Annotated in this window: 20 protein-coding genes and 3 tRNA genes; 6 read left to right on the forward strand and 17 right to left on the reverse strand. The window is 71.6% G+C overall.

Annotation, left to right across the window (positions count from 1 at the left end; genetic code table 11):
• Window positions 1-7: 7 nt before the first annotated feature.
• The 4 genes from ACWPXV_RS10865 to ACWPXV_RS10880 all read right to left on the reverse strand — a co-directional run bounded on the left by ACWPXV_RS10865 (window position 8) and on the right by ACWPXV_RS10880 (window position 4,701).
• The gene (locus ACWPXV_RS10865; RefSeq protein ID WP_251838040.1) at window positions 8-508 is read right to left on the reverse strand and encodes a DUF3145 domain-containing protein; all 501 of its coding nucleotides are present in this window, start codon (window positions 506-508) and stop codon (window positions 8-10) included.
• 148 nt (window positions 509-656) lie between these two features.
• A complete protein-coding gene (locus tag ACWPXV_RS10870; RefSeq protein WP_454085248.1) occupies window positions 657-2,093 on the reverse strand; it encodes a dicarboxylate/amino acid:cation symporter in 1,437 nt (478 codons plus the stop codon).
• A gap of 315 nt (window positions 2,094-2,408) precedes the next feature.
• Entirely contained in the window at window positions 2,409-2,897 is a 489-nt protein-coding gene (gene def, locus ACWPXV_RS10875) for a peptide deformylase (RefSeq protein WP_454085249.1), read from the reverse strand.
• Between the two features lie 154 nt (window positions 2,898-3,051).
• Window positions 3,052-4,701, reverse strand: a complete 1,650-nt coding sequence (locus tag ACWPXV_RS10880) for an FAD-binding dehydrogenase (protein WP_454085250.1) — start codon at window positions 4,699-4,701, stop codon at window positions 3,052-3,054.
• Between the two features lie 254 nt (window positions 4,702-4,955).
• Here ACWPXV_RS10880 and ACWPXV_RS10885 point away from each other — a divergent pair, with 254 nt between their 5' ends.
• Entirely contained in the window at window positions 4,956-8,333 is a 3,378-nt protein-coding gene (locus tag ACWPXV_RS10885; RefSeq protein ID WP_454085251.1) for an immunoglobulin-like domain-containing protein, read from the forward strand.
• Window positions 8,334-8,620: 287 nt separating this feature from the next.
• Window positions 8,621-12,631 carry an endo-1,4-beta-xylanase gene (locus tag ACWPXV_RS10890; RefSeq protein WP_454085252.1) on the forward strand — a complete coding sequence of 1,337 codons (4,011 nt, stop codon included), beginning with the start codon at window positions 8,621-8,623 and terminating at the stop codon, window positions 12,629-12,631.
• A gap of 56 nt (window positions 12,632-12,687) precedes the next feature.
• Here the strand turns inward: ACWPXV_RS10890 and ACWPXV_RS10895 are convergent.
• The 8 genes from ACWPXV_RS10895 to ACWPXV_RS10930 all read right to left on the reverse strand — a co-directional run bounded on the left by ACWPXV_RS10895 (window position 12,688) and on the right by ACWPXV_RS10930 (window position 20,754).
• Window positions 12,688-12,759, reverse strand: a tRNA-Asn gene (locus ACWPXV_RS10895).
• A gap of 72 nt (window positions 12,760-12,831) precedes the next feature.
• Window positions 12,832-13,677 carry an aldo/keto reductase gene (locus ACWPXV_RS10900; protein WP_454085305.1) on the reverse strand — a complete coding sequence of 282 codons (846 nt, stop codon included), beginning with the start codon at window positions 13,675-13,677 and terminating at the stop codon, window positions 12,832-12,834.
• A 157-nt stretch (window positions 13,678-13,834) separates the two neighbouring features.
• A complete protein-coding gene (locus tag ACWPXV_RS10905) occupies window positions 13,835-14,770 on the reverse strand; it encodes an ATP-binding cassette domain-containing protein (RefSeq protein ID WP_454085253.1) in 936 nt (311 codons plus the stop codon).
• A 2-nt stretch (window positions 14,771-14,772) separates the two neighbouring features.
• On the reverse strand, window positions 14,773-15,021 hold the full coding sequence (locus ACWPXV_RS10910) for an MbtH family protein (protein ID WP_454085254.1): 249 nt from the start codon (window positions 15,019-15,021) through the stop codon (window positions 14,773-14,775).
• 9 nt (window positions 15,022-15,030) lie between these two features.
• Entirely contained in the window at window positions 15,031-17,337 is a 2,307-nt protein-coding gene (locus ACWPXV_RS10915) for an MMPL family transporter (protein ID WP_454085255.1), read from the reverse strand.
• A gap of 184 nt (window positions 17,338-17,521) precedes the next feature.
• On the reverse strand, window positions 17,522-18,295 hold the full coding sequence (locus ACWPXV_RS10920) for an ABC transporter permease (protein WP_454085256.1): 774 nt from the start codon (window positions 18,293-18,295) through the stop codon (window positions 17,522-17,524).
• Window positions 18,296-18,421: 126 nt separating this feature from the next.
• Complete coding sequence (locus ACWPXV_RS10925) at window positions 18,422-19,285, reverse strand: thioesterase domain-containing protein (RefSeq protein ID WP_454085257.1); 864 nt, start codon at window positions 19,283-19,285, stop codon at window positions 18,422-18,424.
• 95 nt (window positions 19,286-19,380) lie between these two features.
• On the reverse strand, window positions 19,381-20,754 hold the full coding sequence (locus ACWPXV_RS10930) for a histidine kinase (protein WP_454085258.1): 1,374 nt from the start codon (window positions 20,752-20,754) through the stop codon (window positions 19,381-19,383).
• 161 nt (window positions 20,755-20,915) lie between these two features.
• Here ACWPXV_RS10930 and ACWPXV_RS10935 point away from each other — a divergent pair, with 161 nt between their 5' ends.
• The gene (locus ACWPXV_RS10935; RefSeq protein WP_454085259.1) at window positions 20,916-21,560 is read left to right on the forward strand and encodes a response regulator transcription factor; all 645 of its coding nucleotides are present in this window, start codon (window positions 20,916-20,918) and stop codon (window positions 21,558-21,560) included.
• Window positions 21,561-21,570: 10 nt separating this feature from the next.
• On the opposite strand, the gene ACWPXV_RS10940 is transcribed toward ACWPXV_RS10935, so the two are convergent.
• The 3 genes from ACWPXV_RS10940 to ACWPXV_RS10950 form a co-directional block, all read right to left on the reverse strand.
• Window positions 21,571-22,152, reverse strand: coding sequence for a 4'-phosphopantetheinyl transferase family protein (locus ACWPXV_RS10940; RefSeq protein ID WP_454085260.1), 582 nt, complete (start codon window positions 22,150-22,152; stop codon window positions 21,571-21,573).
• Between the two features lie 271 nt (window positions 22,153-22,423).
• A tRNA-Asn gene (locus ACWPXV_RS10945) sits at window positions 22,424-22,499 on the reverse strand.
• Between the two features lie 81 nt (window positions 22,500-22,580).
• On the reverse strand, window positions 22,581-23,087 hold the full coding sequence (locus ACWPXV_RS10950) for a hypothetical protein (protein ID WP_454085261.1): 507 nt from the start codon (window positions 23,085-23,087) through the stop codon (window positions 22,581-22,583).
• 66 nt (window positions 23,088-23,153) lie between these two features.
• Here ACWPXV_RS10950 and ACWPXV_RS10955 point away from each other — a divergent pair.
• Window positions 23,154-23,230, forward strand: a tRNA-Ile gene (locus tag ACWPXV_RS10955).
• A 64-nt stretch (window positions 23,231-23,294) separates the two neighbouring features.
• Here the strand turns inward: ACWPXV_RS10955 and ACWPXV_RS10960 are convergent.
• Entirely contained in the window at window positions 23,295-23,699 is a 405-nt protein-coding gene (locus ACWPXV_RS10960) for a hypothetical protein (protein WP_454085262.1), read from the reverse strand.
• A 180-nt stretch (window positions 23,700-23,879) separates the two neighbouring features.
• On the opposite strand from ACWPXV_RS10960, the gene ACWPXV_RS10965 reads away from it, so the two are divergent.
• Both ACWPXV_RS10965 and ACWPXV_RS10970 read left to right on the forward strand, forming a co-directional pair.
• Window positions 23,880-24,455, forward strand: coding sequence for a hypothetical protein (locus tag ACWPXV_RS10965; RefSeq protein ID WP_454085263.1), 576 nt, complete (start codon window positions 23,880-23,882; stop codon window positions 24,453-24,455).
• Between the two features lie 561 nt (window positions 24,456-25,016).
• Entirely contained in the window at window positions 25,017-25,673 is a 657-nt protein-coding gene (locus tag ACWPXV_RS10970) for an SMI1/KNR4 family protein (RefSeq protein WP_454085264.1), read from the forward strand.
• Window positions 25,674-25,784: 111 nt separating this feature from the next.
• On the opposite strand, the gene ACWPXV_RS10975 is transcribed toward ACWPXV_RS10970, so the two are convergent.
• A complete protein-coding gene (locus ACWPXV_RS10975) occupies window positions 25,785-26,351 on the reverse strand; it encodes a nucleotidyltransferase family protein (RefSeq protein ID WP_454085265.1) in 567 nt (188 codons plus the stop codon).
• Window positions 26,352-26,370: the final 19 nt, after the last annotated feature.

Below are 26,370 nucleotides of genomic sequence, written 5' to 3' on the forward strand. Positions count from 1 at the left end.
CCGGGGGTCAGCCGACGCGGTGGAGCCAGCGCACGGGAGCGCCGGCGCCGGCGTAACGGAAGGGCTCGAGCTCGTCGTCCCAGGCCTGGCCGAGCGCGAGGTTCATCTCGTGGCGCATGCGGGCGGGGTCGGCGGCGAACTCCAGGGCCGCGCGAATGCGGTCCTCGGGGACGACGACGTTGCCGTGGGCGTCGGTCTGGGCGTGGAAGATCCCCAGCTCGGGGGTGTGGGACCAGCGACCGCCGTCGATGCCGGGCGCGGGATCCTCGGTGATCTCGTAGCGCAGGTGCGTCCAGCCGCGCAGCGCCGAGGCGAGACGTGCCCCGGTGCCCACGGGCCCGGCCCACGAGTACTCGGCGCGGAAGAGTCCGGGCGCGGCAGGCTGCTCCGTCCACTCCAGGGTGACGCGTCCGTCGAGGACCGTCCCCGCCGCCCACTCGATGTGCGGGCACAGCGCACGGGGCGCAGAGTGCACGAAAATGACACCGCGGGTGCTGGCACCACTCATGTCGACCCTCCTGGTTCCGGTTGAGGTACGTCTTCCCCTACGACCTCAGGGCTGGAACCAGTGGCTCTCCACGATCACGGCGTGACGGGCTCATCATGCCACACCGGCGCCGGGACGGTCCCCGCGTGGGACCGTCCCGGCGCTCGGCTCAGGCGCGTGCCGGCTGCGGCTCGGCGGCCTCGGGGCGGCCGCTCACCTGCTCGGGCGCCTGGGCGGCGTACTCCTCGTCCTCGTCGGAGAAGATGTTCTCCGCGTTGGCGGAGTTGTACCGCTCGAGGTCGAGGATGCTCTCGCGCTTGGCGACGACGGTCGGCACGAGCGCCTGGCCGGCGACGTTCGTCGCCGTGCGGCCCATGTCGAGGATCGGGTCGATGGCGAGGAGCAGGCCCACACCCTCGAGCGGCAGACCCAGGGTCGACAGCGTGAGGGTGAGCATGACGATCGCGCCGGTGAGCCCCGCCGTCGCCGCCGAGCCGACGACGGACACGAACGCGATGAGGAGGTAGTCGGTGACGCCGAGCTCGAGCCCGAAGAACTGGGCGACGAAGATCGCGGCGAGGGCCGGGTAGATCGAGGCGCAGCCGTCCATCTTCGTCGTCGCGCCGAGCGGCACGGCGAAGGAGGCGTAGGCCCGCGGGACACCGAGGTTGCGCTCAGTCACCCGCTGCGTGAGCGGCAGGGTGCCGATCGAGGAGCGCGAGACGAAGCCGAGCTGGATGGCCGGCCAGGCGCCGCGGAAGAAGCGCATGACGCCGAGCCCGTTGGTCTTGAGGACGATCGGGTAGACGACGACGAGGACGAGCGCGAGACCGATGTAGACGGCGCCGGCGAAGGTGCCGAGCGGCGCGAGGGCGTCCCAGCCGTAGGTGGCGATGGCGCGGCCGATGAGTCCGAGCGTGCCCAGCGGCGCGAGGCGGATGATCCACCACAGCAGCTTCTGGATGATCGCGAGCAGCGAGCGGTTGACCGAGAGGAAGGGCTCGGCCTTGTCCCCCACCTTGAGCGCGGCGATGCCGACGACGAGCGCCATGACGAGGATCTGCAGGACGTTGAAGCTCAGCGAGCTGCCGACGCCGAGGATGTCGCCCGCCTCGTTCCTCTCGAGGGAGGCCGAGGTCTCCAGGCCGAGGAAGTTCACCGGCACGAGGCCGCTGAGGAAGTCGAGCCAGCTGCCGGAGCGGCCCGGGTCCTGCGCCGCGTCGGCACCCACGGACGTGTTGATGCCCGGCTGCATGACCAGGCCCAGGCCGATGCCGATCGCCACGGAGGCGGCCGCGGTGATGGCGAACCACAGGAGGGTCTGGCCGGCGAGGCGCGCGGCGTTGGCGACGCCGCGCAGGTTGGCGATCGAGGCGACGATCGCGGTGAAGACCAGCGGCGGGACGGTGGCGCGCAGCAGGCTGACGAAGGTCGAGCCGATGGTGCTCAGCGCGACGGTGAGCCCGTTGGGCTCCTCGTTGGGGCCCTCACCGATCGCGAGCGCCCACCAGCCGAGCAGCACGCCCAGGACGAGGGCGGCGAGGATCTGGACGGTGAAGGACGGCGCGCGCAGACGCCGTCGGGTAGGTGCAGTGGACGTGGACATGACTGCCTTTCCGGGTACGCGAAGGTGGCAAGGGTGGCGGCGCACGCGCAGTGCGCGCGCCGGCGCGGGTACTCGGACGCGTGCCGACACGGGTCGGCGTGGTGGTTCAGGGTCGGCGTCGTCGCCGGGGGCGTCCGGGGCTCAGGTCCCGCGGGTGCTCAGGGTCGACAACACAGCGCGCTGGCCAGACGACCGAGGTCGCGGTCGTAGCGCGCGGTGAGGTTCCAGAGGTTGAGCACGCACCCTCCCCAAGGTGAGGTCCGACGGCCGGACCAGCCGCTCACTTTAACCGACAATCAGCGCCGGCGGAAGAGCTCAGAGCATCTCGCGGATCGCGCGCATCGCCTTCTTGCGCTGGGCCCGCTCGAGGCGGTCGATGTAGAGCATGCCGTCGAGGTGGTCGCACTCGTGCTGGAGGCAGCGGGCCATGAGCTCCTCGCCCTCGACGACGACCTTCTTGCCGTCCAGGTCGGTGCCCTCGACGCGGGCGTACCAGGCGCGCTCGGTGGGGAACCAGAGGCCCGGCACGGACAGGCAGCCCTCGTCGCCGTCCTGGTACTCCTCCTCGGAGACCTCGACGAGGCGCGGGTTGAGGACGTAGCCGATCTCGTCGTCGATGTTCCACGAGAAGGCGCGGAGGCTGACACCGATCTGGTTGGCCGCCAGTCCGGCGCGTCCCTCGTGGTCGACCGTCTCGAGGAGATCCTCGACGAGTGCCTTGACGCGCTCGTCGATGTCCGTGATCGGTTCGCACGGGGTGCGCAGGACGGGGTCACCCACGACACGGATGTCTCGCATAGCCATGGGGACCAGTTTCCCACGACCCGCGAGGTGCTCCGAGCCGCCGCGGGGGCGGTTCGGTCCTGCGGGATGTGGCATTGCCGACGTTCGCCGCCCGGCGCATCGTGTGGGGTTCGGGTTCCCGGAGAACCCGCAAGCCACACGATCACCGGACGCGCTACGTCGCCGCGATGGCCCCGCGGCCGGCCTGGCGGCCGGAGAAGAGGCAGCCCCCGAGGAAGGTGCCCTCGAGGGAGCGGTAGCCGTGGACCCCGCCGCCGCCGAAGCCCGCGGCCTCCCCGGCGGCGAAAAGACCGGGGAGCGGGTCGCCGTCGGCGCCCAGCACCCGGCCGTCGAGGTCGGTCTCGATGCCGCCGAGGGTCTTGCGGGTGAGGACGTGGAGCCTGACCGCCACGAGGGGACCGGCCTCGGGGTCGAGGAGGCGGTGGGGCGGGGCAACGCGGATGAGGCGGTCGCCGCGGTAGGTGCGGGCCTGGCGCAGCGCCGTCACCTGGGCGTCCTTGGTGAACTCGTTGGCCATCTCCCGGTCCCGGGCGCGAACCTCCCGGGCGACGACGTCGAGCTCGAGCGGCGCCTCAGGCGTCACCCGGTTCATCCCCGCGACGAGCTCCTCGAGCGTGTCGGCGACGACGAAGTCCGCTCCCTGCCGCATGAACTCGGCCACCGGCCCGGGCGCGCCGGCACGGAGCCGCTCGGCGAGCCGGCGCAGGTCCTTGCCGGTGAGGTCGGGGTTCTGCTCGCTGCCGGAGAGCGCGAACTCCTTCTCGATGATCCGCTGGGTGAGGACGAACCAGCTGTGGTCGTACCCGGTGGTGCGCAGGTGACGCAGGGTGGCGAGGGTGTCGAAGCCCGGGAACAGCGGCGCGGGCAGGCGACGGCCGGCGCCGTCGAGCCACAGCGACGACGGGCCGGGCAGGATCCGGATGCCGTGCCCCGGCCACACGGGCGCGTAGTTCTCGATGCCCTCGGTGTAGTGCCACATGCGGTCACGGTTGACGAGATTGGCACCGGCCTCCGCAGCGACCTCGAGCATCGAGCCGTCGACGTACGCGGGGACGCCCGTGAGCATCCGCTCCGGCGGCGTGCCGAGGGACTGCGGCCACCAGCGCCGCACGAGCTCGTGGTTCCCACCGATCCCCCCGGACGCGACGACGACGGCCTGCGCCCGGAGCGCGAACTCGCCGACGACCTCCCGGCTCGTCGGCGCACCCCGCGCGGCGGTGTCCGGCGCGAGGACCTGCCCCGCGACGCCGTCGACCACTCCCCCGCTCGTGGTGAGCCGGGTGACGCGGTGGCGCGGGGCCAGGCGCACGAGCCCGTCGTCGACGGCGGCACGCACCTGGCGGGCGAAGGGCGCGACGAGGCCGGGGCCGGTCCCCCAGACGATGTGGAAGCGCGGCACGGAGTTGCCCGGACCGGTGGCGAGGGTGCCGCCGCGCTCGGCCCAGCCGACCACCGGGAAGAACCGCACGCCCAGGGAGTGCAGCCAGGCCCGCTTCTCGCCCGCGGCGAAGTCGACGTAGGCGCGTGCCCAGCGCTCGGGCCAGCGGTCCTCGCGCGGGCGGTCGAAGCCGGCGGTGGCCTGCCAGTCCTGCCAGGCCAGCTCGGCGTCGTCGTGCACGCCCATGCGTCGCTGCTCGGGCGAGTCGACGAGGAAGAGCCCGCCGAAGGACCAGTAGGCCTGCCCGCCGAGGTTCTGCAGCGGCTCCTGGTCCACGAGCAGGACCCGGCGGCCCGCTCCGGCGAGCTCGGCCGTGGCGACGAGCCCGGCCAGTCCCGCCCCGACGACGATGACGTCCGCGTCCATACGACCTCCCCTCCCGAGACGGCTCCCTCACCGTCGCGAGCCAGGCTAGCGGGCCGCCGCGCCGCCGGTGCACGGTCCGTGTCCCCTCCGTGGGCACACCCTTGACACCCGCGGATGTGAGCGGCAACATCGCCGGTTCAGGCGCTTTTCCTCACCGGTCCACGCCGACGCGGACCGGTGGCGCGCCGTGGTCGGGGGACCCTCCAGCCGCGTGCGCACGCAGGGCCCGATCACGACGAAGGAGTACGCGATCCATGACACCTGACCCGACCGCGACGAGGCAGCGGCGCACGCGGCTGCTCGGCGCCATCACCGCCGTCACCGTGGGGATCGGTGGGCTGGCCGCCACCTCGGCCTCAGCGGGCACCGTCCCACCGGACCCGGCACCGGACCTCGAGGGCCTTGTCCACCACTTCCTCCTCGACGAGACGAGCGGGACCGTGCTGGCGAACTCGGGCTCCGCCGGGACCCCGGCCACCCTCGTCAACGCCGACAAGGCGACGCTCACCGGGGACGGGGTGAGGCTCAACCCGGATTCCTACGAGACCGCCCTCGAGGGCGCGTACGTCGACCTGCCGGACAACCTCACCGCGGGCATGTCGAACCTCACCGTCGACTACGACGTGTGGGTCGACCCCGCGAACGTCGGCCACCACCAGATCTGGAGCCTCGGTAGCAAGGCCGGCTCCTGCGACGCCGACACAGGCGTCCAGGGCTCGATCTTCGCGTCCAACACCGCGGCGAACCGGCCCGGCTCCCGCTTCCGCGTCCAGGTCGGGAACCAGGCGCTGCACCAGGAGCGCCTGCGCGAGGGGGCGTGGAAGCACGTCACCTACACCCAGGCGCTCAACGAGGACGGGACCTGGACCGGCACGGTCTACGTCGACGGCGCCCAGCAGAGCCAGGTCGCCAACCTCACCACGCCCCCGTCGGTCAACGCCGCGGGCACGAGCTGCAACTTCCTCGGCCGGTCCCAGGTGTCCGGCGACTACTCCTTCCGCGGGACCCTGCGCGACTTCCGCGTCTACGACCGCGCCGTGGACGCCGACGACGCCGCGGCCCTCGCCGCCGAGACGGTCGCCACCGGCGCCCAGGCGGACGCCGCCGCGATCGACCTCGGCCTCACCGAGGCCATCGTCCGTGACATCACGCTGCCGAAGTTCGGCACGGTGGCCGGGTCGACGATCACGTGGGAGTCCTCCGACCCGTCCGTCGTCGAGGTGTACACGCCGCCGGCGAGCGCGCCGAAGGTCGACGTCACCGGCCGGGTCACCCGGCCAGCCGTCGGGCAGCCCGACGCCACCGCGACGCTGACCGCGACCGTCCGCAAGGGCGGCGAGGTCGTCACCCGGGACATCGAGGTGACCGTCAAGGCCGAGTTCCAGGACTCCCCCGCCGTCGAGCGCGACGTCTACGACCTCGAGCTCGACGCGGGCGACGACGTCCGCGGGAACATCACCCTGCCCGCCGAGGGCGAGTTCGGCTCGACGATCACGTGGGAGTCCAGCGCCCCCGAGGTTGTCAGCCCCACCGGCGAGGTGACCCGCCCGGCCTACGGCCACCCCGACGTCGACGTCACGCTCACCGCCACCGCCACGAAGGGCGAGGCGTCGGAGACGAAGACCTTCGAGGTCACCGTCAAGGCCACGCCCCGCGTCGAGGAGTTCGAGCGCTACTTCCTCGGCTACTTCAAGGGTGAGCACCTGGCCGACGGCGAGCAGATCATGTTCGCGACGTCGAACGGCAACACCGCCCTCGACTGGACCGGCCTCACCGGCGGGCAGCCCTCGCTCATCTCCCAGCTGGGCGACCAGGGCCTGCGCGACCCGCACATCGTCCGCTCCCCCGAGGGCGACACCTTCTACATGATCGCCACCGACCTCAACTGGTACGACCAGGGCGGCTACAACATCAACGACACCCAGTACATCGAGGTATTCGAGTCCAACGACCTCGTGAGCTGGACGCCGCAGCGGCACGTCAAGGTCGCTCCGGACGACGCCGGCAACGCCTTCGCGCCGGAGTCGCTGTGGGTGGAGGAGATCGGCGCGTACGCCGTGTTCTGGGCCCAGTCGCTGTGGGACGACCCGGTCAACCGCACCGGTCAGGGCAACGCCCAGATGTGGTACAACACCACGCGCGACTTCCAGACCTTCTCCGAGCCCCAGGTGTGGCAGGACCCCGCGCCGCAGTCCCGGATCGACACGACGGCGATCAAGGTGGGCGACGAGTACTACCGGGTGACGAAGAACGAGGCGGGCAACGCCGGCTCGGACCTCTTCTCCGAGAAGCACACCGACTTCCTCGACAGCGACATCGACAACTGGGAGCTGCTCGCCCCGGCGCTCGGCCGCACCACGTGGGACCCGAACCAGGGCTACGAGGGCCCGGTGATCTTCCAGGCCAACCCCGGTGACACCTCGTGCCCCGGCGAGTTCTACCTCTGGGGCGACCGGTACACGAACGGCGGCGGCTACCAGGCGGCGTGCAGCGAGGACATCGAGGCACCCACCTGGGACCCCAAGGCGATCACCATGACCAACGCCGGCGTGCCGCGGCCGCGCCACGGCACCGTCATCCCGATCACGCTGCGGGAGTGGAACGACATCCGCGGCATCGAGAACGAGGACGTGCCGACGACGACGGAGCTCACCGTCGACGCGGAGGTCCAGGAGGGCGAGACCGCCACGGCCACCGCGACGGTCGTGGCGGAGGACGGCTTCGAGACCGGCGGCGGGGTCACCTTCCGCGCGGGCTCGTGGTCCGAGACGGTTCTCCTCGAGGACGGCGTCGCCACGGCGACGCTGCCTGCGGACCTCGCCCCCGGCGACGTGACCGTCACGGCCGAGTTCCTCGGCTTCGACATCCTCGAGGGCTCCGAGGACCGCGCGGTGCTCGTCGTCGTCCCCGGACCGGACGAGCCCGAGGAGCCCACGGACCGCCGGAGCGCGGAGTTCCACCTGTCCAACACCTGGCGCGGGTCGACCGACGTCGCCTTCACCTACGGACGGTGGACCGACGCCGTGTACGTCGGCGACTGGGACGGGGACGGCAAGGACACGGTCGCGGTGCGCCGCGGCAACGTCTTCCACGTGTCCAACGCCCAGCAGGGCGGGGACGCGGACGTGGTCCTCACCTACGGCCGGCCCGGTGACGTCATCCTCGTGGGTGACTGGGACGGGGACGGGACGGACACCTTCGCGGTGCGCCGTGGCAACGAGTACCACGTGAAGAACTCCCTGCGTGGCGGGGACGCCGACTCGGTGTTCCGCTACGGCCGGGAGGGCGACCTCGTGCTCGTGGGCGACTGGGACGGGGACGGGTCGGACACCTTCGCGGTGCGCCGCGGGGCGACCTACCACGTGAAGAACTCCCTGCGTGGCGGCGACGCCGACGTGACGTTCCGCTACGGCCGGGACGGGGACACCACCCTCGCCGGTGACTGGGACGGCAACGGCACCGACACCTTTGCCGTCCAGCGAGGCCGGACGTACTACGTGAGCAACTCCCTGCGCGGCGGGGACGCGGACCGCGTGGTGACCTTCGGTCGCGCGGGCGACGAGGTGCACGTGGGCGACTGGGACGGCAACGGGACCGACACCCTCGGGATCCGTCGCCCCGCGGCCGGTTAGGACCGGCGCCGCTCGGCGGCGCGCACGACACCGGACGCAGGAACGCCCGGCTGGAGCTCTCCAGCCGGGCGTTCTGCGTCTCCGGCTCCCGTGCTCTACTGTGTGACAGGGATCATCGATACCGTTATCGACATCGTTGTCGACGCCCTACCGTTCAGGCACCGCACAGCGCTCCGGGCTTCCGCCCGCGGTGCTGTGCGGCACCAGTGACCCTCTGCGAAGGAGCAGTGATGACGCGGAACCGACCACGTTGGAGACCCCTGGGGGCCGGCCTCCTGGCCCTCACGATGACCGGAGGGGTCACGGCCGCGGCAGCGCCGGGCGACACCCCGGCACCCGCGGCGGCAGGCGACCCCGTCGTCGTCGTGAGCACCGACCTCGAGAACGACTCCTGGGAGCCCTGGGCCCTCAGCGGTGAGCCCACCCTGTCCGTCGTCGACGTCGACGGCACCAAGGCACTGCAGGTCGCGGGCCGCAGCGCGGACTACATCGGCATCGAGACCCCTGCCGGGCTCCTCGAGGAGGGCACCGAGTACACCTTCTCCATGCGCGCCCGGCTCGCCGAGGGGACGCCCGGCGAGGCCGGCGTCCGCTTCGTCATGAAGCCGGGCTACACGTGGATCGGCAACACGACGATGACCGCCGACGCCTGGACCACCGTGTCGGGCACCCTCACGGCGCCCGCCGACGGCCAGGTCTACATCGGCACCGGTGACCTGCCCGAGGGCACCTACACCTACCTCCTCGACGACCTCCTCATCACGGCCGCGCCCGACGACGGCGGCGGCGGCGAGGACTGGGAGCCGACCCCGGACCCGGACTTCGTCCCCGGCGGGGCGACCAGCCCGGTCGAGGCGCAGGTGACGACGGCGCGCGGCACCGGTGACGTCGCCGCGCTCACCTTCGACGACGGACCCAACCCGGGCGAGACCGCGGACCTCCTCGACTTCCTCGCCGAGAACGACCTCACCGCGACGTTCTGCGTCATCGGCCAGAACATCCAGGCCGACGGCGGCGCCGAGCTGCTGCGCCGGATGGTCGACGAGGGCCACACCCTGTGCAACCACACGACGAGCTACGCCGACATGGGCGCCTGGTCCCACGAGGAGGTCGAGGCTGACCTCAAGGAGAACCTCGCGATCATCCGCGAGGCGCTCGGCGACCCCGACCACCCGGTCCCCTACTTCCGCGCACCGAACGGCAGCTGGGGTGTGACGCCCGAGGTCGCCGTCGCGCTCGGCATGCAGCCGCTCGGGCTGGGCAATCTCATCATGGACTGGGACGACCCCACCTTCGACCGGTCCGTGGAGGCGCTGAGCGCCCGCCTGCGCGACGCCGTCACCCCGGGTGCCGTCGTCCTCGTGCACGACGGCGGCGGGGACCGGGCGAGCTCGGTCGCGGCCGTCCGCACGGTCGTCACCGAGCGGCTCACCGAGGGCTTCACCTTCACGCTCCCCAGCGGCGGCCTCCTCGACTCCGTCGCCCCGCTCGACCTCACCTTCGACTTCGAGGACGGCCTGCAGGGCTGGGCCCCGCGCGGCGACGCCGACGGAGACCCCACCGTCTCGGTGACGGACGCCGCGGCGCACGGCGGCGCGCAGGCTGCGCTCGTGTCCGACCGCACCTCCCAGGGCGACGGCATCGGCCTCGACCTCACCGGCCTGGTCGAGACCGGCACGACCTACGAGGTGACCGCGTGGGTGAAGATGGCCGCCGGTGAGGAGCCCGACGACATCTGGCTGAGCATGCAGCGCACCACCGACGGCGCCGACGCCTTCGACACCCTCGCCCAGGTCCCCGGCGTCACTGCCTCGGAGTGGAGCCAGGTGACGGCCACCGTCACGATGCCGGCCGCCGACAGCGCCCGGATCTACTTCGAGACGAGCTACAACACCGGCGGCGACGGCGACTTCCTCGTCGACGACGTGACGATCCGGTCCCAGGACAGCACCGGCATCGAGGACCTCACGCCGCTGCAGGACACCGTCCCCTTCCCGGTGGGCGTGGCCATCGACCGACGCGAGACCCTCGGTGACTCCGCGGCGCTCACCACCCGCCACTTCAACCAGGTGACCGGCGAGAACCACATGAAGCCGGAGGCCTGGTACGACGACGCGGGCGACTTCCGGATGCACCCCGAGGCCGCGGCGATCATGGACTTCGCCCAGGCCGAGGACCTCGACGTGTACGGCCACGTCCTCGTGTGGCACAGCCAGACCCCGGCCTGGTTCTTCCAGGACTCAGCGGGCGCCCCGCTGACCACGAGCGAGACGGACCAGCAGGTCCTGCGCGACCGCATGCGCGAGCACATCTTCTCCATCGCCGAGACGATGAGTGACGAGTCCGGGCTCTTCGGCAGCGCGACGAACCCGCTGAACGCCTGGGACGTCGTCAACGAGGTCGTCTCCGACAGCGGCGAGTTCTCCGACGGGCTGCGCCGCAGCGAGTGGTACCGAATTCTCGGCGAGGAGTTCATCGACCTCGCCTTCGAGTACGCGGACGAGGCCTTCAACGACGTCTACGCCGTCCCCGACGCGGACCCGGTCACGCTGTTCATCAACGACTACAACACCGAGCAGTCCGGCAAGCAGACGCGGTACTACGACCTCGTCAACCGGCTCATCGACCGGGGCGTGCCGATCGACGGCGTGGGCCACCAGTTCCACGTCAACCTCGCCATGCCGGTCCAGGCGCTGGAGGACGCGATCGTCCGCTTCCAGGACACCGGGCTCTTCCAGGTGGTCACCGAGCTCGACGTCACCACCGGCACTCCGGTGACGCAGGCGCTGCTCGTCGAGCAGGGCTACTACTACCGCGACGCCTTCCGCGTCTTCCGGGAGTACGCCGACGACCTGTACTCGGTGACGGTCTGGGGGCTCATCGACACCCGCAGCTGGCGCAACGACAACGGCGCGCCGCTGCTCTTCGACGGCAGCCTGCGCGCCAAGCCGGCGTACTACGGCGCCGTCGACAGCGAGGAGCTGCCGCCGCGGCAGCGCTCGGCGTTCGTCTTCGCCGGCGACGTCGCGCTCGACGACGACGCGTGGGACGCCGTCGAGTGGGCCCAGCTGCCCCTCCACTCGGTCCAGGACGAGGCGCTCGACGAGCTCGCGGCCTTCCAGCTGCGCTGGGCGGAGGACCACCTCACGGTGCTCACCGCCGTCACGGGCGACGCGGACGCGGTCGAGATCGTCGTCGGCGAGGACACCTACACCGTCACCCGCGACGGCAGCGCGGGTGCCGCCGCGGCCGCCGTCACGGCTGCCGCGGTGGGCGACGCGGAGGCCATCACCGCGGACCTCGACGACGCCTGGCTCGCCGTCGTCCACGTCCCGCTCGACGGCGCCGCGGAGGGCGACATCCTCGGCTTCGACCTGCGGGTGCTGCTCGACGACGGCGCGGTGGGCTGGAGCTCGCCGGGCACCCTCGCGCAGCTCACGCTCGTCGAGCCGCTGTCCTACCTCGAGGTCGCGCCGGCCGAGGCGCTGCCGGAGGTCGACGGCGACGTCGACGACGCGTGGGAGTCGGCGAACGTCGTCACCACCGACAAGCAGACGCTGCTCACCGACGGGACGGATCCCGACGGGACGGCGACGGCCGAGGTCCGCACGCTGTGGGACGAGAACACGCTCTACGTCCTCATGGAGGTGACCGACGACGAGCTGAACGCCGAGCACAGCGACCCGTGGGCGCAGGACTCGGTGGAGATCTACGTCGACGCGGGCAACTACAAGAACGGCCCATACCGCTACGACGACACCCAGATCCGGGTCAGCTACGAGAACGTCGTGTCCTTCGGCACCGGCGACGAGGCCTTCCAGGCCGACCGGGTGCAGAGCGCGACGTCCGTGACCGAGGACGGGTACGTCGTCGAGGTGGCGATCAGCCTCCTCGAGGAGGGTGGTCTCGGGACGTTCCACGGCCTGGACTTCCAGGTCAACGACGCGAGCACCGTCGACGGCGTCGCGACCCGCACCTCGATCCGCAACTGGGCCGACCCGACCGGGCTCGGCTACCAGAGCACGGCGCGGTGGGGCGTGGGCCAGCTCGTGGACGCGGCCGAGGAGCCGACGACGCCGCCCACCGAGGAGCCGACGGAGCCACCGACCGGCTCCCCGGCCCCGACGGACGGGCCGACCGACGGCGCCACGCCGCCGCCCGCAGGCGGACCGGACGGTCCGGGCCGCGGCGGCCTGCCCGTGACGGGTGTGGAGCTCACCGCTCTGCTGCTCGCGCTGCTCCTCGTGGCAGGCGGTGGTGGCCTCGCCGCCCGCCGTCGGACAACCATCACCGGGTGACCGGCTGAGTGAGGAAGGGCCCCGCCAGGCAGCTGCCTGGCGGGGCCCTTCTGTTGCTCCCGCGGCTGGATTCGAACCAGCAACCGTCCGATTAACAGTCGGATGCTCTGCCGTTGAGCTACGCGGGATTGCGGGGACGATGCTACCAGGGACGGAGCGCCGCCCCGCCGTCGTGATCACGACGGCGGGGCGCACGCGGCCTAGCCGAGCCGGACGCCACCGAGGCGCTTGGCGACCTCGGGGTCGTGGTGGTCGATGGAGATCGACCGGCCGGTCTCGAGCTCGGCGATCCGGCCCATCTCCTCCTCGCTCAGCTCGAAGTCGAAGATGTCGAAGTTCTCCGCCATCCGCTCCGGGCGCACGGACTTGGGGATGACGACGACGTCACGCTGGACGAGCCAGCGCAGCGCGACCTGCGCGACGGACTTCCCGTGCGCCTCCCCGATCGACGTGAGCGTGGGGTTGGAGAAGATGTCGTTCTTCCCCTCGGCCAGCGGTCCCCACGACTCGATCTGCACGCCAAGGCCGGCCATGACCTCCTGGTCGGCGGTGCGCTGGTAGAAGGGGTGGGTCTCGATCTGGTTGACCGCCGGGACGACGTCGGTGTGCTGGGCGAGGTCGACGAGGCGGTCGGGGAAGAAGTTCGAGACGCCGATCGCCTTGGCCGCGCCCTCCCGGTGGAGCTCGGACATCGCGCGCCAGAAGGAGTAGTAGTCCCCGAAGGGCTGGTGGATGAGGTAGAGGTCGAGGTAGTCCAGGCCGAGCTTCTCGAGCGAGGTCGCGAAGGCGCGGCGGGTGCCCTCCTCGCCGCCATCGTGGTTCCACAGCTTGGTCGTGACGAAGAGCTCCTCGCGCGGGATGCCGCTGGCGGCGATCGCGCGCCCCACGGCCTCCTCGTTGCGGTAGCCGGCGGCGGTGTCGAGGTGGCGGTAGCCGGCCGCGAGCGCGTCGGTGACGACCTTCTCCGTCTCCTCCGGCGGCACCTGGAAGACGCCGAAGCCGAGGATGGGCATCGTCGTGCCGGTGTTGAGCGTGACCGTGGGGATGTGAGTCATGCGAGACCTTCCGATCGGTGGGCGGCACCGCAGACCAGGGTGTCTGACAGGTGCCCCCGCCATCCTGCGCGCTGCCCCGCCAGGGCGCGAGGCGGCCGACCGCAACGACGCCGAGGACCGCAGCCAGGTGAGCGCGACGCCTCCCCTGTCACCGCCCCGCGAGCTCGAGGAAGACCTCGTCGAGCGACGGTGAGCGCAGCGCGACGTGCCGGACGGGGACACGCGTGAGCTCGAGCTCGGCGGCGATCCTGCTCAGGGCTGCCAGCGGGGCCGGCGCCTCGAGGGTGATGCTCAGCCGCCGCTCGTCGAGCTCGAGGGGGGACGTCGAGAGCGGCCCCAGGACACTCACGGCCCGGTCCCAGTCGGCGCCGGCACCGAGGTCCACGACGACGCGCTCGCGACCCAGCCGGGCCTTGAGCTCGGCGGAGGTCCCCTCGGCGACCACGGTCCCCTCAGCGAGCACGACGATCGAGTCGGCCAGCTCGTCCGCCTCCTCGAGGTACTGGGTGGTGAGCAGCACCGTGACACCCTCGTCGACGAGGCCGCGGACCGCAGCCCACAGGTCGAGGCGGCTGGCCGGGTCGAGGCCGGTGGTCGGCTCGTCGAGGAACAGCACCGACGGCCGCGTGACCAGGCATGCGGCGAGGTCGAGGCGTCGGCGCATCCCGCCGGAGTACGTCGTGAGGCGACGGTCCGCCGCATCATCGAGCCCGAGCTCGGTGAGCAGCTCCGCGGCACGGGCCCGCGCGTCCGCGCGGGAGAGGTGGCGGAGCCGGGCCACGAGCTCGAGGTTCTGGCGGCCCGTCAGCAGGTCGTCGACAGCCGCGTACTGCCCGGCGAGGGCGATCGACGACCGGACGGCACCCGCCTGGGACGCGACGTCGTACCCCGCCACGCACGCCCGGCCGCCGTCGGCCCGCAGCAGCGTCGTGAGGACCCGGACGAGTGTCGTCTTGCCGGCCCCGTTGTGGCCGAGGAGCCCGAGGACGGAACCCGTGGGGACGCTGAGGTCGACGCCGTCGAGCACGGTACGGTCACCGAACCGCTTGACCAGGCTCTCGGCCTCGATCGCCGGGCGTGACACCGCTACCCCGCGCTCACGGGAGCGGTGACCGGCTCGGAGACCCTGGCGGCCGCTCGGAGCGCGATGCTCCGCGGGTCCAGGGTCGTCCACGCCTCCTCGATGAACGCGTCGGCCTCGGCGCGGCTCACGGACGTGAGGCGTGCCTCCCACCCGCCCGGAACCTTCGCGAAGTCCGGCCACAGGCTGTACTCGCCCCGCGCGTTGACCAGCACGTGGAACGTTCCTTCGGTGTCGTCGAACGGGTTCGCCATGGGTTCCTCTCAGAGGGTCGAGCCGGACCGTGCCTGTGCGAGTCTCGCGTCATCGGCTGACGTCCCGCTGACCTCGTCCTGACCCGTCCCGAGGATGCTCGCGACCGTGACCGGCGCGTCCACCTCGTCGCTGGGCGCGGCCACCCGCCCCGGCCACCACAGGACCCGGTGCGCGGCGACCATGACCGCGGGCAGGGTGACGATCCGGATGATCGTCGCGTCGAGCAGGATCGCGGCCGACAGGCCCACGCCGATCTGCTTGAGCTCCATGAAACTCAGGGAACCGAAGATGGCGAACACGGCGACCATGACGACGGCCGCGCTCGTCACCACGCCGGCGGTTCGTACCACCCCGTCGAAGACCGAGCGCTGCACGGTCATGCCGCTCAGGGCGTTCTCCCGGATCCGGCTGACGACGAACACGTGGTAGTCGAGAGAGAGCCCGGACAGGACGACGAAGAGCAGGATCGGCACCCACGACACCACGTGACCGTTGGACTCGAACCCGAGCAGGCCCTCCGCCCACGTGTTCTGGAACACGAGGGTGAGGACGCCGAAGGCGGCCGCGGTGGACAGAAGGTTGAGACCCACGGTCACCAGCGCGACGAGGAGCGAGCGGTACACGACGAACATGAACACGAACGTCAGGGCGATGACGATGCCGATGACGAGCGGGAGCTTCTCGAGCAGGTTGCCCGTGTAGTCGACATCGGTCGCGATGTCACCCCCGACGGCGTGCTGAACCCCGGGGATCGTCGCGACCGTCTGGGGGACGATCGTCTCGCGGAGCGTCTCGACGGCGTCGCGGGCCTCGGGCGAGTCCGCCGTGAAGGGCACGTCCACCGGCACCACGACGGTCCGGCCGTCGTCCGACGCCCACGGCTCGCCGACACCGCTGTAGAGCTCGGGACGCTCGGCGACCAGGGCGGCGACCTCACCGAGCTCGTCCGCGAGGGAGCCGGTCTCCTCGGCGGGCACCTGCACGACGACCGTTGCGGTGTTGGACGTGCCCGGGAAGGCCTCGACGAGCGCGTCGTACCGCTGCATCGTCTCCAGGCTCCGCGGGAAGTCCTCCACCTGTGTGGTCTTGAGGCTCATGCCGAGGGCGGGGGCCGCGAGCGCCAGCAGGACGAGCAACGACCCGAGGAGGGCCGTGCGCGGGTGGCGGATCACGGGCCGCAGGAGCGCGGGCATGACACGCGGCTCACGCCCGCCGGACAGTCGCCAGACGAACGGCACACGCGGGGTGTCAACCCACCGCCCGAGCTTCGCGAGCATGGCCGGCAGGACGGTCAGCGAGGAGACCATCGCGACGAGGACGACGAGGATGGCCCCGGCGGCCATGCCGCTGAAGAAGGCGTCCTGGACGAGGAAGAGCCCGGCGAGGGACAGTGCGACCGCAGCGCCGGAGATGATCACCGAGTGGCCCGCCGTCTGTGCGGCGATCCCGATGGAGTCGATGTTGGTGCGTCCCGCGTGCCGCTCCTCGCGGAACCGGCGCAGGTAGAACAAGGAGTAGTCCACACCCACGGCCATGCCGACGAGGACGATGAGGTGCATGACCATGCCCTGGTCCGGGAACACCTGGGAGGCGACCGCCCACAGCCCGGTCGCGGAGGCGACGGAGGACAGCGCGAGCACCACCGGGATGCCCGCCATGACGATCGCACCGAACGCCACGAGGAGGATCACGAGCGTCACCGGGAGGCTGAGCACCGTCGCCTTCTCGACGTCCTCGGCGAGCCACTCCTGGAACTCCTGCTGGATGGAGGCCGGACCGACCTGCTCGATCGTCAGCCCGGGGTGCTCGGCGGCGACCTCGGCGGTGGCGTCGAGGAGGGGCTCGACCCGGTCCTGTGCCGTGTCGGGGTCGCCGGCCATCTCGGCCACGACGAGCAGTGCCGAGCCGTCGTCGGAGGGCACCGGCCCGGTCGCCTGCGCGACGCCTGGCAGGCCGCCCAGGGCGTCGACGATCTCGACGGCGGCCTGCTGCGCGGCCTCCGGGTCGCCGGCACCGGCGGCGGACCGGACGAGCACGCTCTCCACCGCGGGGGCGACGTAGCCGGCGTCGTCGGCGATCCGGAACGCGTCCCGCGCCTCGCCCGTCATGAGCTCGGCCTGGGTGGCCTGTCGCGGGGTGGCGACCATGCTCAGGCTGAACGTCACCGCGATGAGGAGGAACCAGACGAGCACGGCCTTCCACGGGTTGCGCGCGCTCCACAGGGCGATCCGCGTCGTGATCCCGTCGTGCGCACCGGCGGCCGGTGCGGGTGCCGCCCCAGGGGTGCTGTGCTTGTCATCCGTAGCGATCTGCATTCCGTCGTCCGTTCTCGAGGTGCGGATGGTCGTCGTGCGTGCGCGGCCCTGCGCCGCGACGCGGTGTGCGGTCAGGTGGCCGGTGAGGACCGAGGAGCGCCTGCATGCTCAATCCAAGTCGTGGAGACGTGCCCGCACAGGGGTGCCTGCACCCCTTTTGCGCCGTTCTCCACCGGTCCGTTCCTCACGCCCCCGACCGGTAGCGCCGGAGGCTGACCGTCACGCACCCGGTGAGCATGACGCTGCAGGTCACGGCGAGGACGACCCCCGGGTGCTGGGCCGGGAAGGAGGTGCCTGCCACCACCGGGTTCCCCCAGAGCTCGCGGCACACCTGGGCGACGGCGCTCACCGGGTTCCACTCCGCGACCGGCCGGAGCCATCCCGGCATGGCGCTCGGGGCGAGGATCGCGCTGGACACGAAGGTGAACAGCACGAGGATGAGCGCCCCGATCGCGTCGAGGGACTCCACCTGACGGACGACCATGCCGAGGGCGATCCCCAGCCACACGACCACGTAGACGAAGAGCGCGAGCACGCCGAACCCGAGGACGGTCTCCCCCACCGAGCCGGTGGGCCGCCAGCCGAGGACGAGCCCCGTCAGCGTGACGACGACGAGGCCGCCCAGCCCCACGACGAGGTCGCTGAGGCTGTGGGCCACGAGGACCGCGGAGCGGGAGATCGGCAGGGACCGGAACCGGTCCACGAGCCCCCGCTGGACGTCGATCCCTACGCTCACCCCCGTCGGCCCGAGGTTCGCCAGCGCCGTCTGAGCCGCGACCCCGGCGAGGAGGAAGTCGATGTAGCTCGACCCGCCGCCCGGGACCACGAGCGCGTCGCGGAAGAGGTACCCGACACCCACGAGCATGACGAGCGGGTTCATGACGACGCCGACGAGACGTCCGGGCGCCGCCGCCACGTGCCGCAGGCGACGACCGACGAGCGTCCCGATCTCCTGCACGGTGCGAACCGCCGCGGTCCCGCGGGAGACCGTCCCCGTGACGGGGCGTCGTGCCGGCCCTGGACCGGCAGTGGGCTCCTGCCGCTTCGCCAAGGGGGGGTCGTGGCGTGCTCGGGGTGGTCGTCGTCATCGTCCTGCTCCTTGAGTGCGCGTGGCGGCCTGCGTGGGCAGGTCGGTGAGCCACCCGTCGAGCACACGGCCGATGGTCCGGCCCGGCCGCGGGTGCATCATGAGGTTGTGCTCGGCGTCGAGCGCCACGGCGACGACCGCGCCCGTCACGCCGGGTCGCCACCGCGCCGCCTGCTCGCGCGGGTCGGGCGTCCCGTCGGACATGGACACGACGACGTGGATGTCGCCGTCGAAGACCCGGGGCACGTGCGCCGCGACGAGCTCGCCGTGGTGGCGCATGAGGTCGACGAAGCGCTCGACGCGCCGCAGGCCCATCGCGGCGAGCGGGCTCGCCGTGGACTCGAGGAGGGAGAGCAGCTCCGCCGCGTTCCCCGGCAGCCCCTCCGGGCCGCCCTCGTACCCGCTCATGTCCACGTCGAGGTACTCGGTGAAGCTGCTCACCAGGTCCTGCTCGGCGGGGATGTCCTGCGACCCGGCGCGGAACGGGTAGCCGTCGACGCTCACGAGGAGCGCGACGCGTTCACCGGCTGCCTGCAGCTGCACCGCCATCTCCTGGGCGACGATGCCACCGTAGGACCAGCCGAAGAGGTGGTACGGCCCGGACGGTTGGATCTCCTGCACCCGGCGGACGTAGTCGGCGGCGACCTCCGGCACCGACCCCGGCAGCGGGACGTCCGGGTCCGCGGCGGGAGCCTGCAGGCCGACGATCGGGCGGTCCCGGTCGACCGACTCGGTGAGGCCCAGGTACGGGAGGGCGAGCCCGACGCCGCCGTGGACGCAGAACACCGGGTCGAGCGCGCCCTCACCGCGGATCCCGAGGACGGGTGCGTACGGGTCGGCCGCGCCCGACGCGGCGGCCAACCGCTGCGCGTGGCCGCGCCCGATGACGACGATCGCAAATAGGGACGAATCGGTGAACTTATGGTGACCGTTGGTTGACCTGAACGCCGGTCATCTTATGCTTCTGGACTGGCGCTCTCCACCTTTGGTACCACAATCCGTACAGTCGTCGGGCCGCCGGCCGGGCTCGTCACCGCGAGCTCCCCGTCGAACGCCGCGAGACGCCGCCGGATCCCGTGCAGCCCGCCGGCAGGCTCCTCCGTCGCCCCGCCGAAGCCGTTGTCCCGCACCGTGACCTCGACGACGTCGGACGACTCGGTCACCTGGATGTCCACGCGGTCGGCCCGGGAGTGCTTCGCCGCGTTGGTGAGGCACTCCGAGACCGCGAAGTACACGGCCGACTCGAGAGGGGCGATCAGCCGGGTCCGAAGGGTCGACGTCACCGACGCAGAGATCGGTGAGTCGGCCGCGACCGCGCGCAGCGCCTCGGACAGTCCGCGGTCGGCGAGCACCGGCGGGTGGATCCCTCGCACGAGGTCACGGATCTCGGTGAGCGCCTGCGACGAGCTGCCCTTGGCCTCCCGGAGGATCTTGCGGGCGCCCTCCGGGTCGCGCTCGAGGATCTGCTCGGCGGCGCCGAGCGCCATGCCCATGGCCACCAGCCGTGCCTGCGCGCCGTCGTGCAGGTCCCGCTCGATCCGACGCAGCTCCGCCGCCTGCATCTCGACCGCGTCCTGCCGGGTCTCGGACAGGTGGTCGACCCGGTCACGGAGCTCGGCGACGCTGGGTGGGGAGAGCATGACGCGCACCCACCGGGCATGGAGGTCCACCAGGGGCCGCGCCACTCGCAGGGCGACGGCAATCTCGAGCGCCCCGAGCACCGAGGCCCCCACCGCCAGGCCCTGGCTGCGGAGCGGGAGGAACCAGTACCAGCTGTTCTCGAAGGCGCTCGTCACCGGCTCCCACAGGACGAGCAGGAGGATCCCCCAGACACCGTGGACGACGAGCGCCAGTGGCAGGAGCCCGAGCGCTCCCCCGACGAACGGGTTGACGAGGTGCCACAGCAGGTCGCGACGCGTCATCGGGTCCTGGAGCAGGGCGAGGGCGTGCCTCACGCCGGACGCGACCCCGCTGCCCTGGCGTGCGTAGAAGCGGTAGCCGGCGCGCACGTGGAGGCCCGAGTAGGCCGCCGCGAGCCGCCTGTGCTGCTGCGCGTCGGAGCGCACGAGGAGCAGGGCGGGGCGGACGAGGGGGATGCCGACGAGCACGGCGACCAGGCAGAGCACGACAGTCAGCCACAGGGCGACGAGGGCGTCGCGGACGGCGAGCGCGAACAGGACCGTCCCGCGGCCCAGGTTGCGCAGGGCACCGGCCCGCGCACTGCCGGGCTCGGTGGCGTCGGTCGAGGTGGGGCCGGTGTCCTCGCCTGTGGTCACGGTGGTCCTGTCGTTCGTCGGGCGTCCTGCGGCGGCGGTCGCTGCTGATGTCATGCGTCCGAGTCTTGTCGACAGCCACGTGGTCGCACAGGGGTGCAGGCACCTGTCTGTCGGCGATCATAGGCCCGTCCGGACCTCCCCTATGCTTGTCCGGTCCGCAGGTTGATCCGTCCCAACCGCAGCGCACGGGGGACGCAGGAACGAGAGGCGCCCGCATGCGCATCGTCGTGGCGGAGGACCAGCTGCTGCTCCGCGAGGGGTTGGTGCGTCTGCTCGAGAGCCACGACGTCGAGGTCGTCGCGGCGGTCAGTGACAGCACACAGATCCTGCCGGCGATCGACGAGCACCAGCCGGACCTTGCCCTGCTCGACATCCGGCTGCCCCCGACCCTCACGGACGAGGGGCTCGTCGCCGCGCGGGAGATCCGACGGCTCCACCCGGGGCACCCCGTCGTCATGCTCTCGCAGTACGTGGAGCAGCTGTACGTCGACGAGCTCCTGTCCGACGCACGCGGGGCCGTCGGTTACCTGCTCAAGGACCGGGTGTTCGACGGAGCGCAGTTCGTCTCCGACCTGCGGACGGTGGCATCGGGCGGGACCGTCGTCGACCCGGACGTCGTCAACCGCCTGCTGCAGCGCCGTCGCCACCAGGAGCGCCTGAGCAGGCTGAGCCCGCGCGAGATGGAGGCCCTGGCCTACATCGCAGAGGGCGACTCGAACGGGCAGATCGCCGCCAAGATGGTGGTCACGGAGAAGGCCGTCTCCAACCTCATCAACAGCTTGCTGGCGAAGCTCGACCTGCCGCAGTCGGCGGAGACGTCCCGCCGGGTGCTCGCGGTGCTCACCTACCTGCGGTCCTGAGAACAGTCGCTCAGGCTCGGCGCAGGACGACGGGAAAGTCTGCGCCGATGACGCACACGCTTGCGTGGTACGCGTCGCCGAGGAGCGGGTGGACGAGGTCGGTGAGGTGGGCGGCCTCGGGCGCGAGCCCCGCGAGGTCGGGGTGGTTACCTACCGCGAGCACCCGGGGAGGCTGCCCGGCCGGGGAGAGGGCCACCTGCGTCATGGGCACCATGAGCCCGACACCCACCGCCTTGAGCACGGCCTCCTTGCGAGTCCATCGGGTCATCATCAGGGCACAACCGAGGTCGGGTTCGTCCGCGTCGGCCACCCGCTCCTCCGGGGTGCTGACGAGCTCGTCGATGCCCTCGCGGCGCGTCCGGCAGGACTCGACGTCGACACCCACCCGCACGGGCGCGGTCCCGGGCGGGGTCTCGACGACCGACACGACGACGAGGTCGTCGCTGTGCGACAGGGACATGGACGCGCGGCCGGCGAGTGAGCCGCCCGGGGAGACCGGTCCGTGCTCGTCGCTGCCACACCCGGGGCAGGAGCGCACGAGGGGGGCGTCGACCCCGGTGAGCTCGAGGAGCGCCCGATGCTGGAGCGCCACCCCGGCAGCGAAGCGCGCCCGGTCGGCGGGCTGGCGGTACGCGGACCAGCGCCGCACCTCTGCGGGGCTCAACCCGCCCGGTGGGTCCGCCCGGTCCCCCGTCGGGCGAAGGGTCCCGACGCGCGCGATCCAGACGTGGCAGACGAGCCCGTCCGGAGCGGGGTCACCACTCGGCGCCACCTGCGGTGCGGAGGATGCCGGAGAGCGAGCGACCATGTTCACGAGCCTACGGTCATGCCGTGCCACTCGGTCACGGGCGCGTCGTTGCTGCTGGCTCCCGCGACTGGACTCGAACCAGTAACCGTCCGATTAACAGTCGGATGCTCTGCCAATTGAGCTACGCGGGATCGTGCGGCTCGACTCTAACAGGACGGCGGCGTGCACCGGGAGTCGCCCACGGGCGCCCCGGCTGTGAGTTGGGCCGCACTTCAGCCGGTGAGGCCGACGGCCTCGCGGACCCGGCGCTCGAGCGCGTCGATCTCACGGTCGGCCTCCTCGCCACGGGGCAGCGGGCCGAAGGCGGTGACCTGGGAGTACAGGCTCCCGTCCTCGCGGCGGCGGACGATGGCGCGCACCCGGGTACCGCCGACCTCCACGGTCTCGTGGTGGACCACGGAGGACTGCACCCGCTCGCGGAGCGTCGAGGTGAAGACCTCGACCTCGTCCGACTCCAGGACGAGCGGCTGGTCCGGGTGCTCCCGGTCGGCCCACGTGATCGTGAAGGTGCGGGTCTCCCCGTCCCAGGAGCCGTTCTCGATCTCGTGCCACGCCGTGCGCTGGCCGAGCCCGTCCTCGCCCACGACGATCAGCGCGTCACGGACGACGACGGCGTAGGACCCGTTGGTCATGGCGGCGAAGGCGAGCGGCCGGTCACCCTTGGGAAGGTGCGCGGCGACGGCGTCGGGCAGGCGGGCGGAACGACGGAAGATCGGCACGCCCTCACGGTATCCCGACCGCCGGCCGCTAGGATTGCCGGGCCGTGGCGGCCCGTGCCGCTCCGCGCCCCAGTAGCTCAGCCGGTCAGAGCAGCGGACTCATAATCCGTCGGTCGTGGGTTCAAGCCCCACCTGGGGCACCAGCCGTCGGAGCCGCCGCCGGTGGCCCACCGGGTCATGCGACAGTTCACCGGGCATCGCGGAGCGTCAACCGGCAGCCCGGCAGGTGTCGGCGTGCCTGTTGAAGTCGATATTGAACAGGTCGCCTTGGATGCGCTCGCCGTCGGCGTTGTTTGCCTGGACGTCCTCGCTGACTGCGTCGAGTGCGTCGGCGTCGCGGTCGAATGCGGCCTGCAGCGCTTCCGTCGTGATGTCCCGGAACTCCTGATAGACGTCGCCGTAGTCCTCCGCGAGGTCGAAGGCCCGCTCGGCCTCTTCCAGGGCGGTGAGGCAAGCCTCGGGCACGGTCTCGACGGTCTCGGTGACCGTCTCCGTCTTGGTCTCGACGATAGTTTCGGGCTCGATCGTCGCGCCGGCGATGAGGACGCCGGCTCCGCCGCCGACGAGGGCGGCGAGGATCCCGGTGATGGCGAGGGCAGCGTTGGAGGGCATGTGTCGATTGTGGCGCCGACCACCGACAGGCATGTGCGGTTCTCTGCGGTGATCCTCGCCCGCGCTGTACACCGAAACTGAGACGTCTCCGTTTCGGGGGCGGCGACTGACGCGAAACAGTACGGTCGCTCGATCACACCTGGGGGCGTCGGGTCCCGGGGAGAGGAAGGGGACGCCGCCATGGACAGCGCTGCCTGGGTAGCCGTCGTCAGTGCGGCAATCGCACTGGGAGTCGGCATCGCAAGTTGGTTCCAACTGAGTGCCATGAAGGAGCAGACCGAGCTGCAGCGGCAAGCGCAGCGGGATACCGCCACGCCCTACGTGTGGGTGGACTTTCGCATGGACCCCACTCACTCCTGGCTCGTCCAGCTGGTGGTGAAGAATGAGGGGCCGACGGTGGCTGAGAACGTGCGCATCACACTCGATCCGCCCGTCAACCGTGTCCGCAACAACGGCGACTTCGGCGACCTGACGAAGCTGGCGGCGCTGAGCACCGGGCTCGTGTCGATGCCGCCGGGGAGAGAGATGCGGTGGACAATCGGATCGCACGCGGAGGTTTACGAGCAGAACGTCCTGACCAAGCACCGCGTGTCGGTCACCTTCGATGGGCCCTTCGGGCCGGTGGGGCCCCTGGAGTATGACCTCGACTTCAACGACTTCCCCGGTGTCTCCACCATGCAGGTGGGGTCGCTCCACGAGGTGGCGAAGGCCATCGAAACGGCGGCGAAGGCGGTGAGCGGTAGCCGGTCTCACTGACGCTGGGAACCGTTCAAGCCACCGGCAGAGAATAAGGGCTGCCTACGCTCTGCCGGAGCCTCCGCGAGCAGCGGAGCGGCGACGTGCGGTGGTAGATGCTGAGGAACGTGTCGCCGGCATCGTCGATCATCGGCCCTCACTCGCCCCACACGTCGCTCGGGTGCAACGCCTTCTACCCCGACGCGGCATGTCGATCTTGTCGGTAGTGGGCAGTGTCGGGTTGGCGCAGATGTAGTCGGTGGCCCCGGAACCGTACCGTCACAGGCCACGGGCACCCGACACATGGAGGCACCGCCCCGGGCGAGTCCCTACCTCTGGGGGGAGAAGGAGGAACCCGGGATCCGGGGCGGTGCGTGTCCTACGTTAGTCGGAAGTACGCCTCCTCCGGAAGTAGGAGCAAGCGACTGTGGCGCAACGCACATTCCGCTCATTTTCAGCGTTCCGCTTGGTCGACCGGACGAACCGGACAGAACGCCCCGGTCCGGGTGGGATTCGCGCCGGGATGTTTCCAGCCACGTACCCCTCGGTACGTCACACGGTCCTCTCCGGCACACTGCTCTCGTGACCACACCTGACATCGCCCAGGTCCTCGCCGCGTGGCGCGCCGCCGGCGCCCACGTCGACCTCGGCGCTCCCGGCGACGACGGGCTCATCACCCGCGCGGAGTCCGAGCTCGGGTTCGCCCTCCCGCAGGAGGTCCGCGAGCTCTACGCCGCGTGCAACGGGATGGCACTCGCCTCCGGGGACCTCGTCCTCCACCCACTCGTCGGCCCGCATGGCGAGGGCGTCACCACGGCGTCCCGGCAGCTGCGGGAGTGGGACTGGCCGGTACCCCAGGAGCTGCTCGTCATCGGGGGCAACGGCGGGGACGAGGTCCTCGCGGTGTGGGTCGTGCCCGAGGCGCGCCGCACCCTCGTCGTCATGATGGGATCGCCGGCCGAGGAGCCGGACCTCGCGGTCCTCGGCACCAGCCTCGCCGGCTTCCTCGCCGCGTGGTCGGCGTACTTCCTCCCGCTCGGCGACCCGGGCGACGACCCTGCCGTCGCGGACTGCCTGGCCGAGCTGGGCGCGCCCCCGCCGGAGACGAGTCCCGACGACGAGGAGCACTTCCTCCGCCTCCTCGCCTGGGCCTCCCCCGACCTGCCCGACGTGCGCCCCGACCCCTACGAGCGTCCGCTCTCCTCCGCCGAGCTCACCCGCCTCGCCCAGCAGGCGTAAGCGCCTCATTCACCGAGAGCCGGACTCCTCCGCGGAGGAATCCGGCTCTCGGCGACAGGGGGTGGCGCGCGGAGCGGTCGGGCAGGAGGGCTGGGGGAGCCTCCGCCCGCTTCAGCTCGTCGGCGCTGGGTCGATGATCTGCAGGTCCTCGACCAGCTGGAGGAAGGCCCGCGCGTAGGGGCTGTAGGAGACCTCGTCGCGTACGCGTTCCCAGTCGATCTGCTCGCGCAGCGCGCGGGTGAAGGGCAGCAGCCGGCCGAAGTCGCAGTAGTGCTCCCCGAGCACCCGCAGCTTGGAGGACAGCACGTCGGTGGCGCTGAGCACCGGCATCCGCACGGCCAGCACCTCGAGCATGTCGGCCCGCTCGAAGAGCTCGTCGTGCACCGGCTCCCCGGACATCCGGTAGAGCACGTCGACGAGCTGGCCCTTGTGGTACGCCTTGAACAGCCAGTTCTCCGCGGGCTCGTGGACGTCGAGACCGGCCGCGCCGATCGCGGCCCGCGCCTGGTCGATGTGCTCCTCCTTGATGACGAAGTCGGCGTCGTGCTCCGGCTCCGGCGCACCGCGCACCCAGGCGGCGTAGCTCCCGCACAGCGCGAAGGGGATCTCCGCCTCCGTCAGGGCCACCGCCGCCATGCGCAGGGCGTCGTGCAGCGCCTCTCGTTCCTCGTCTGCCATGGCAAGGGTCTACACGAGG

The organism is Georgenia sp. Marseille-Q6866, from assembly GCF_965111665.1.

Excerpts from the sequence above, each read along its gene's own strand:
- ACWPXV_RS10975 (WP_454085265.1), bottom strand. The coding sequence starts at position 26,351 with ATGGCAGACGAGGAACGAGAGGCGCTGCACGACGCCCTGCGCATGGCG.
- ACWPXV_RS10880 (WP_454085250.1), bottom strand. The coding sequence starts at position 4,701 with ATGGACGCGGACGTCATCGTCGTCGGGGCGGGACTGGCCGGGCTCGTC.
- ACWPXV_RS10870 (WP_454085248.1), bottom strand. The coding sequence starts at position 2,093 with ATGTCCACGTCCACTGCACCTACCCGACGGCGTCTGCGCGCGCCGTCC.
- ACWPXV_RS10965 (WP_454085263.1), top strand. The coding sequence starts at position 23,880 with ATGGACAGCGCTGCCTGGGTAGCCGTCGTCAGTGCGGCAATCGCACTG.
- ACWPXV_RS10865 (WP_251838040.1), bottom strand. The coding sequence starts at position 508 with ATGAGTGGTGCCAGCACCCGCGGTGTCATTTTCGTGCACTCTGCGCCC.
- ACWPXV_RS10885 (WP_454085251.1), top strand. The coding sequence starts at position 4,956 with ATGACACCTGACCCGACCGCGACGAGGCAGCGGCGCACGCGGCTGCTC.
- ACWPXV_RS10915 (WP_454085255.1), bottom strand. The coding sequence starts at position 17,337 with ATGCAGATCGCTACGGATGACAAGCACAGCACCCCTGGGGCGGCACCC.
- ACWPXV_RS10935 (WP_454085259.1), top strand. The coding sequence starts at position 20,916 with ATGCGCATCGTCGTGGCGGAGGACCAGCTGCTGCTCCGCGAGGGGTTG.
- ACWPXV_RS10890 (WP_454085252.1), top strand. The coding sequence starts at position 8,621 with ATGACCGGAGGGGTCACGGCCGCGGCAGCGCCGGGCGACACCCCGGCA.
- ACWPXV_RS10930 (WP_454085258.1), bottom strand. The coding sequence starts at position 20,754 with ATGACATCAGCAGCGACCGCCGCCGCAGGACGCCCGACGAACGACAGG.
- ACWPXV_RS10910 (WP_454085254.1), bottom strand. The coding sequence starts at position 15,021 with ATGGCGAACCCGTTCGACGACACCGAAGGAACGTTCCACGTGCTGGTC.
- ACWPXV_RS10960 (WP_454085262.1), bottom strand. The coding sequence starts at position 23,699 with ATGCCCTCCAACGCTGCCCTCGCCATCACCGGGATCCTCGCCGCCCTC.
- def (WP_454085249.1), bottom strand. The coding sequence starts at position 2,897 with ATGGCTATGCGAGACATCCGTGTCGTGGGTGACCCCGTCCTGCGCACC.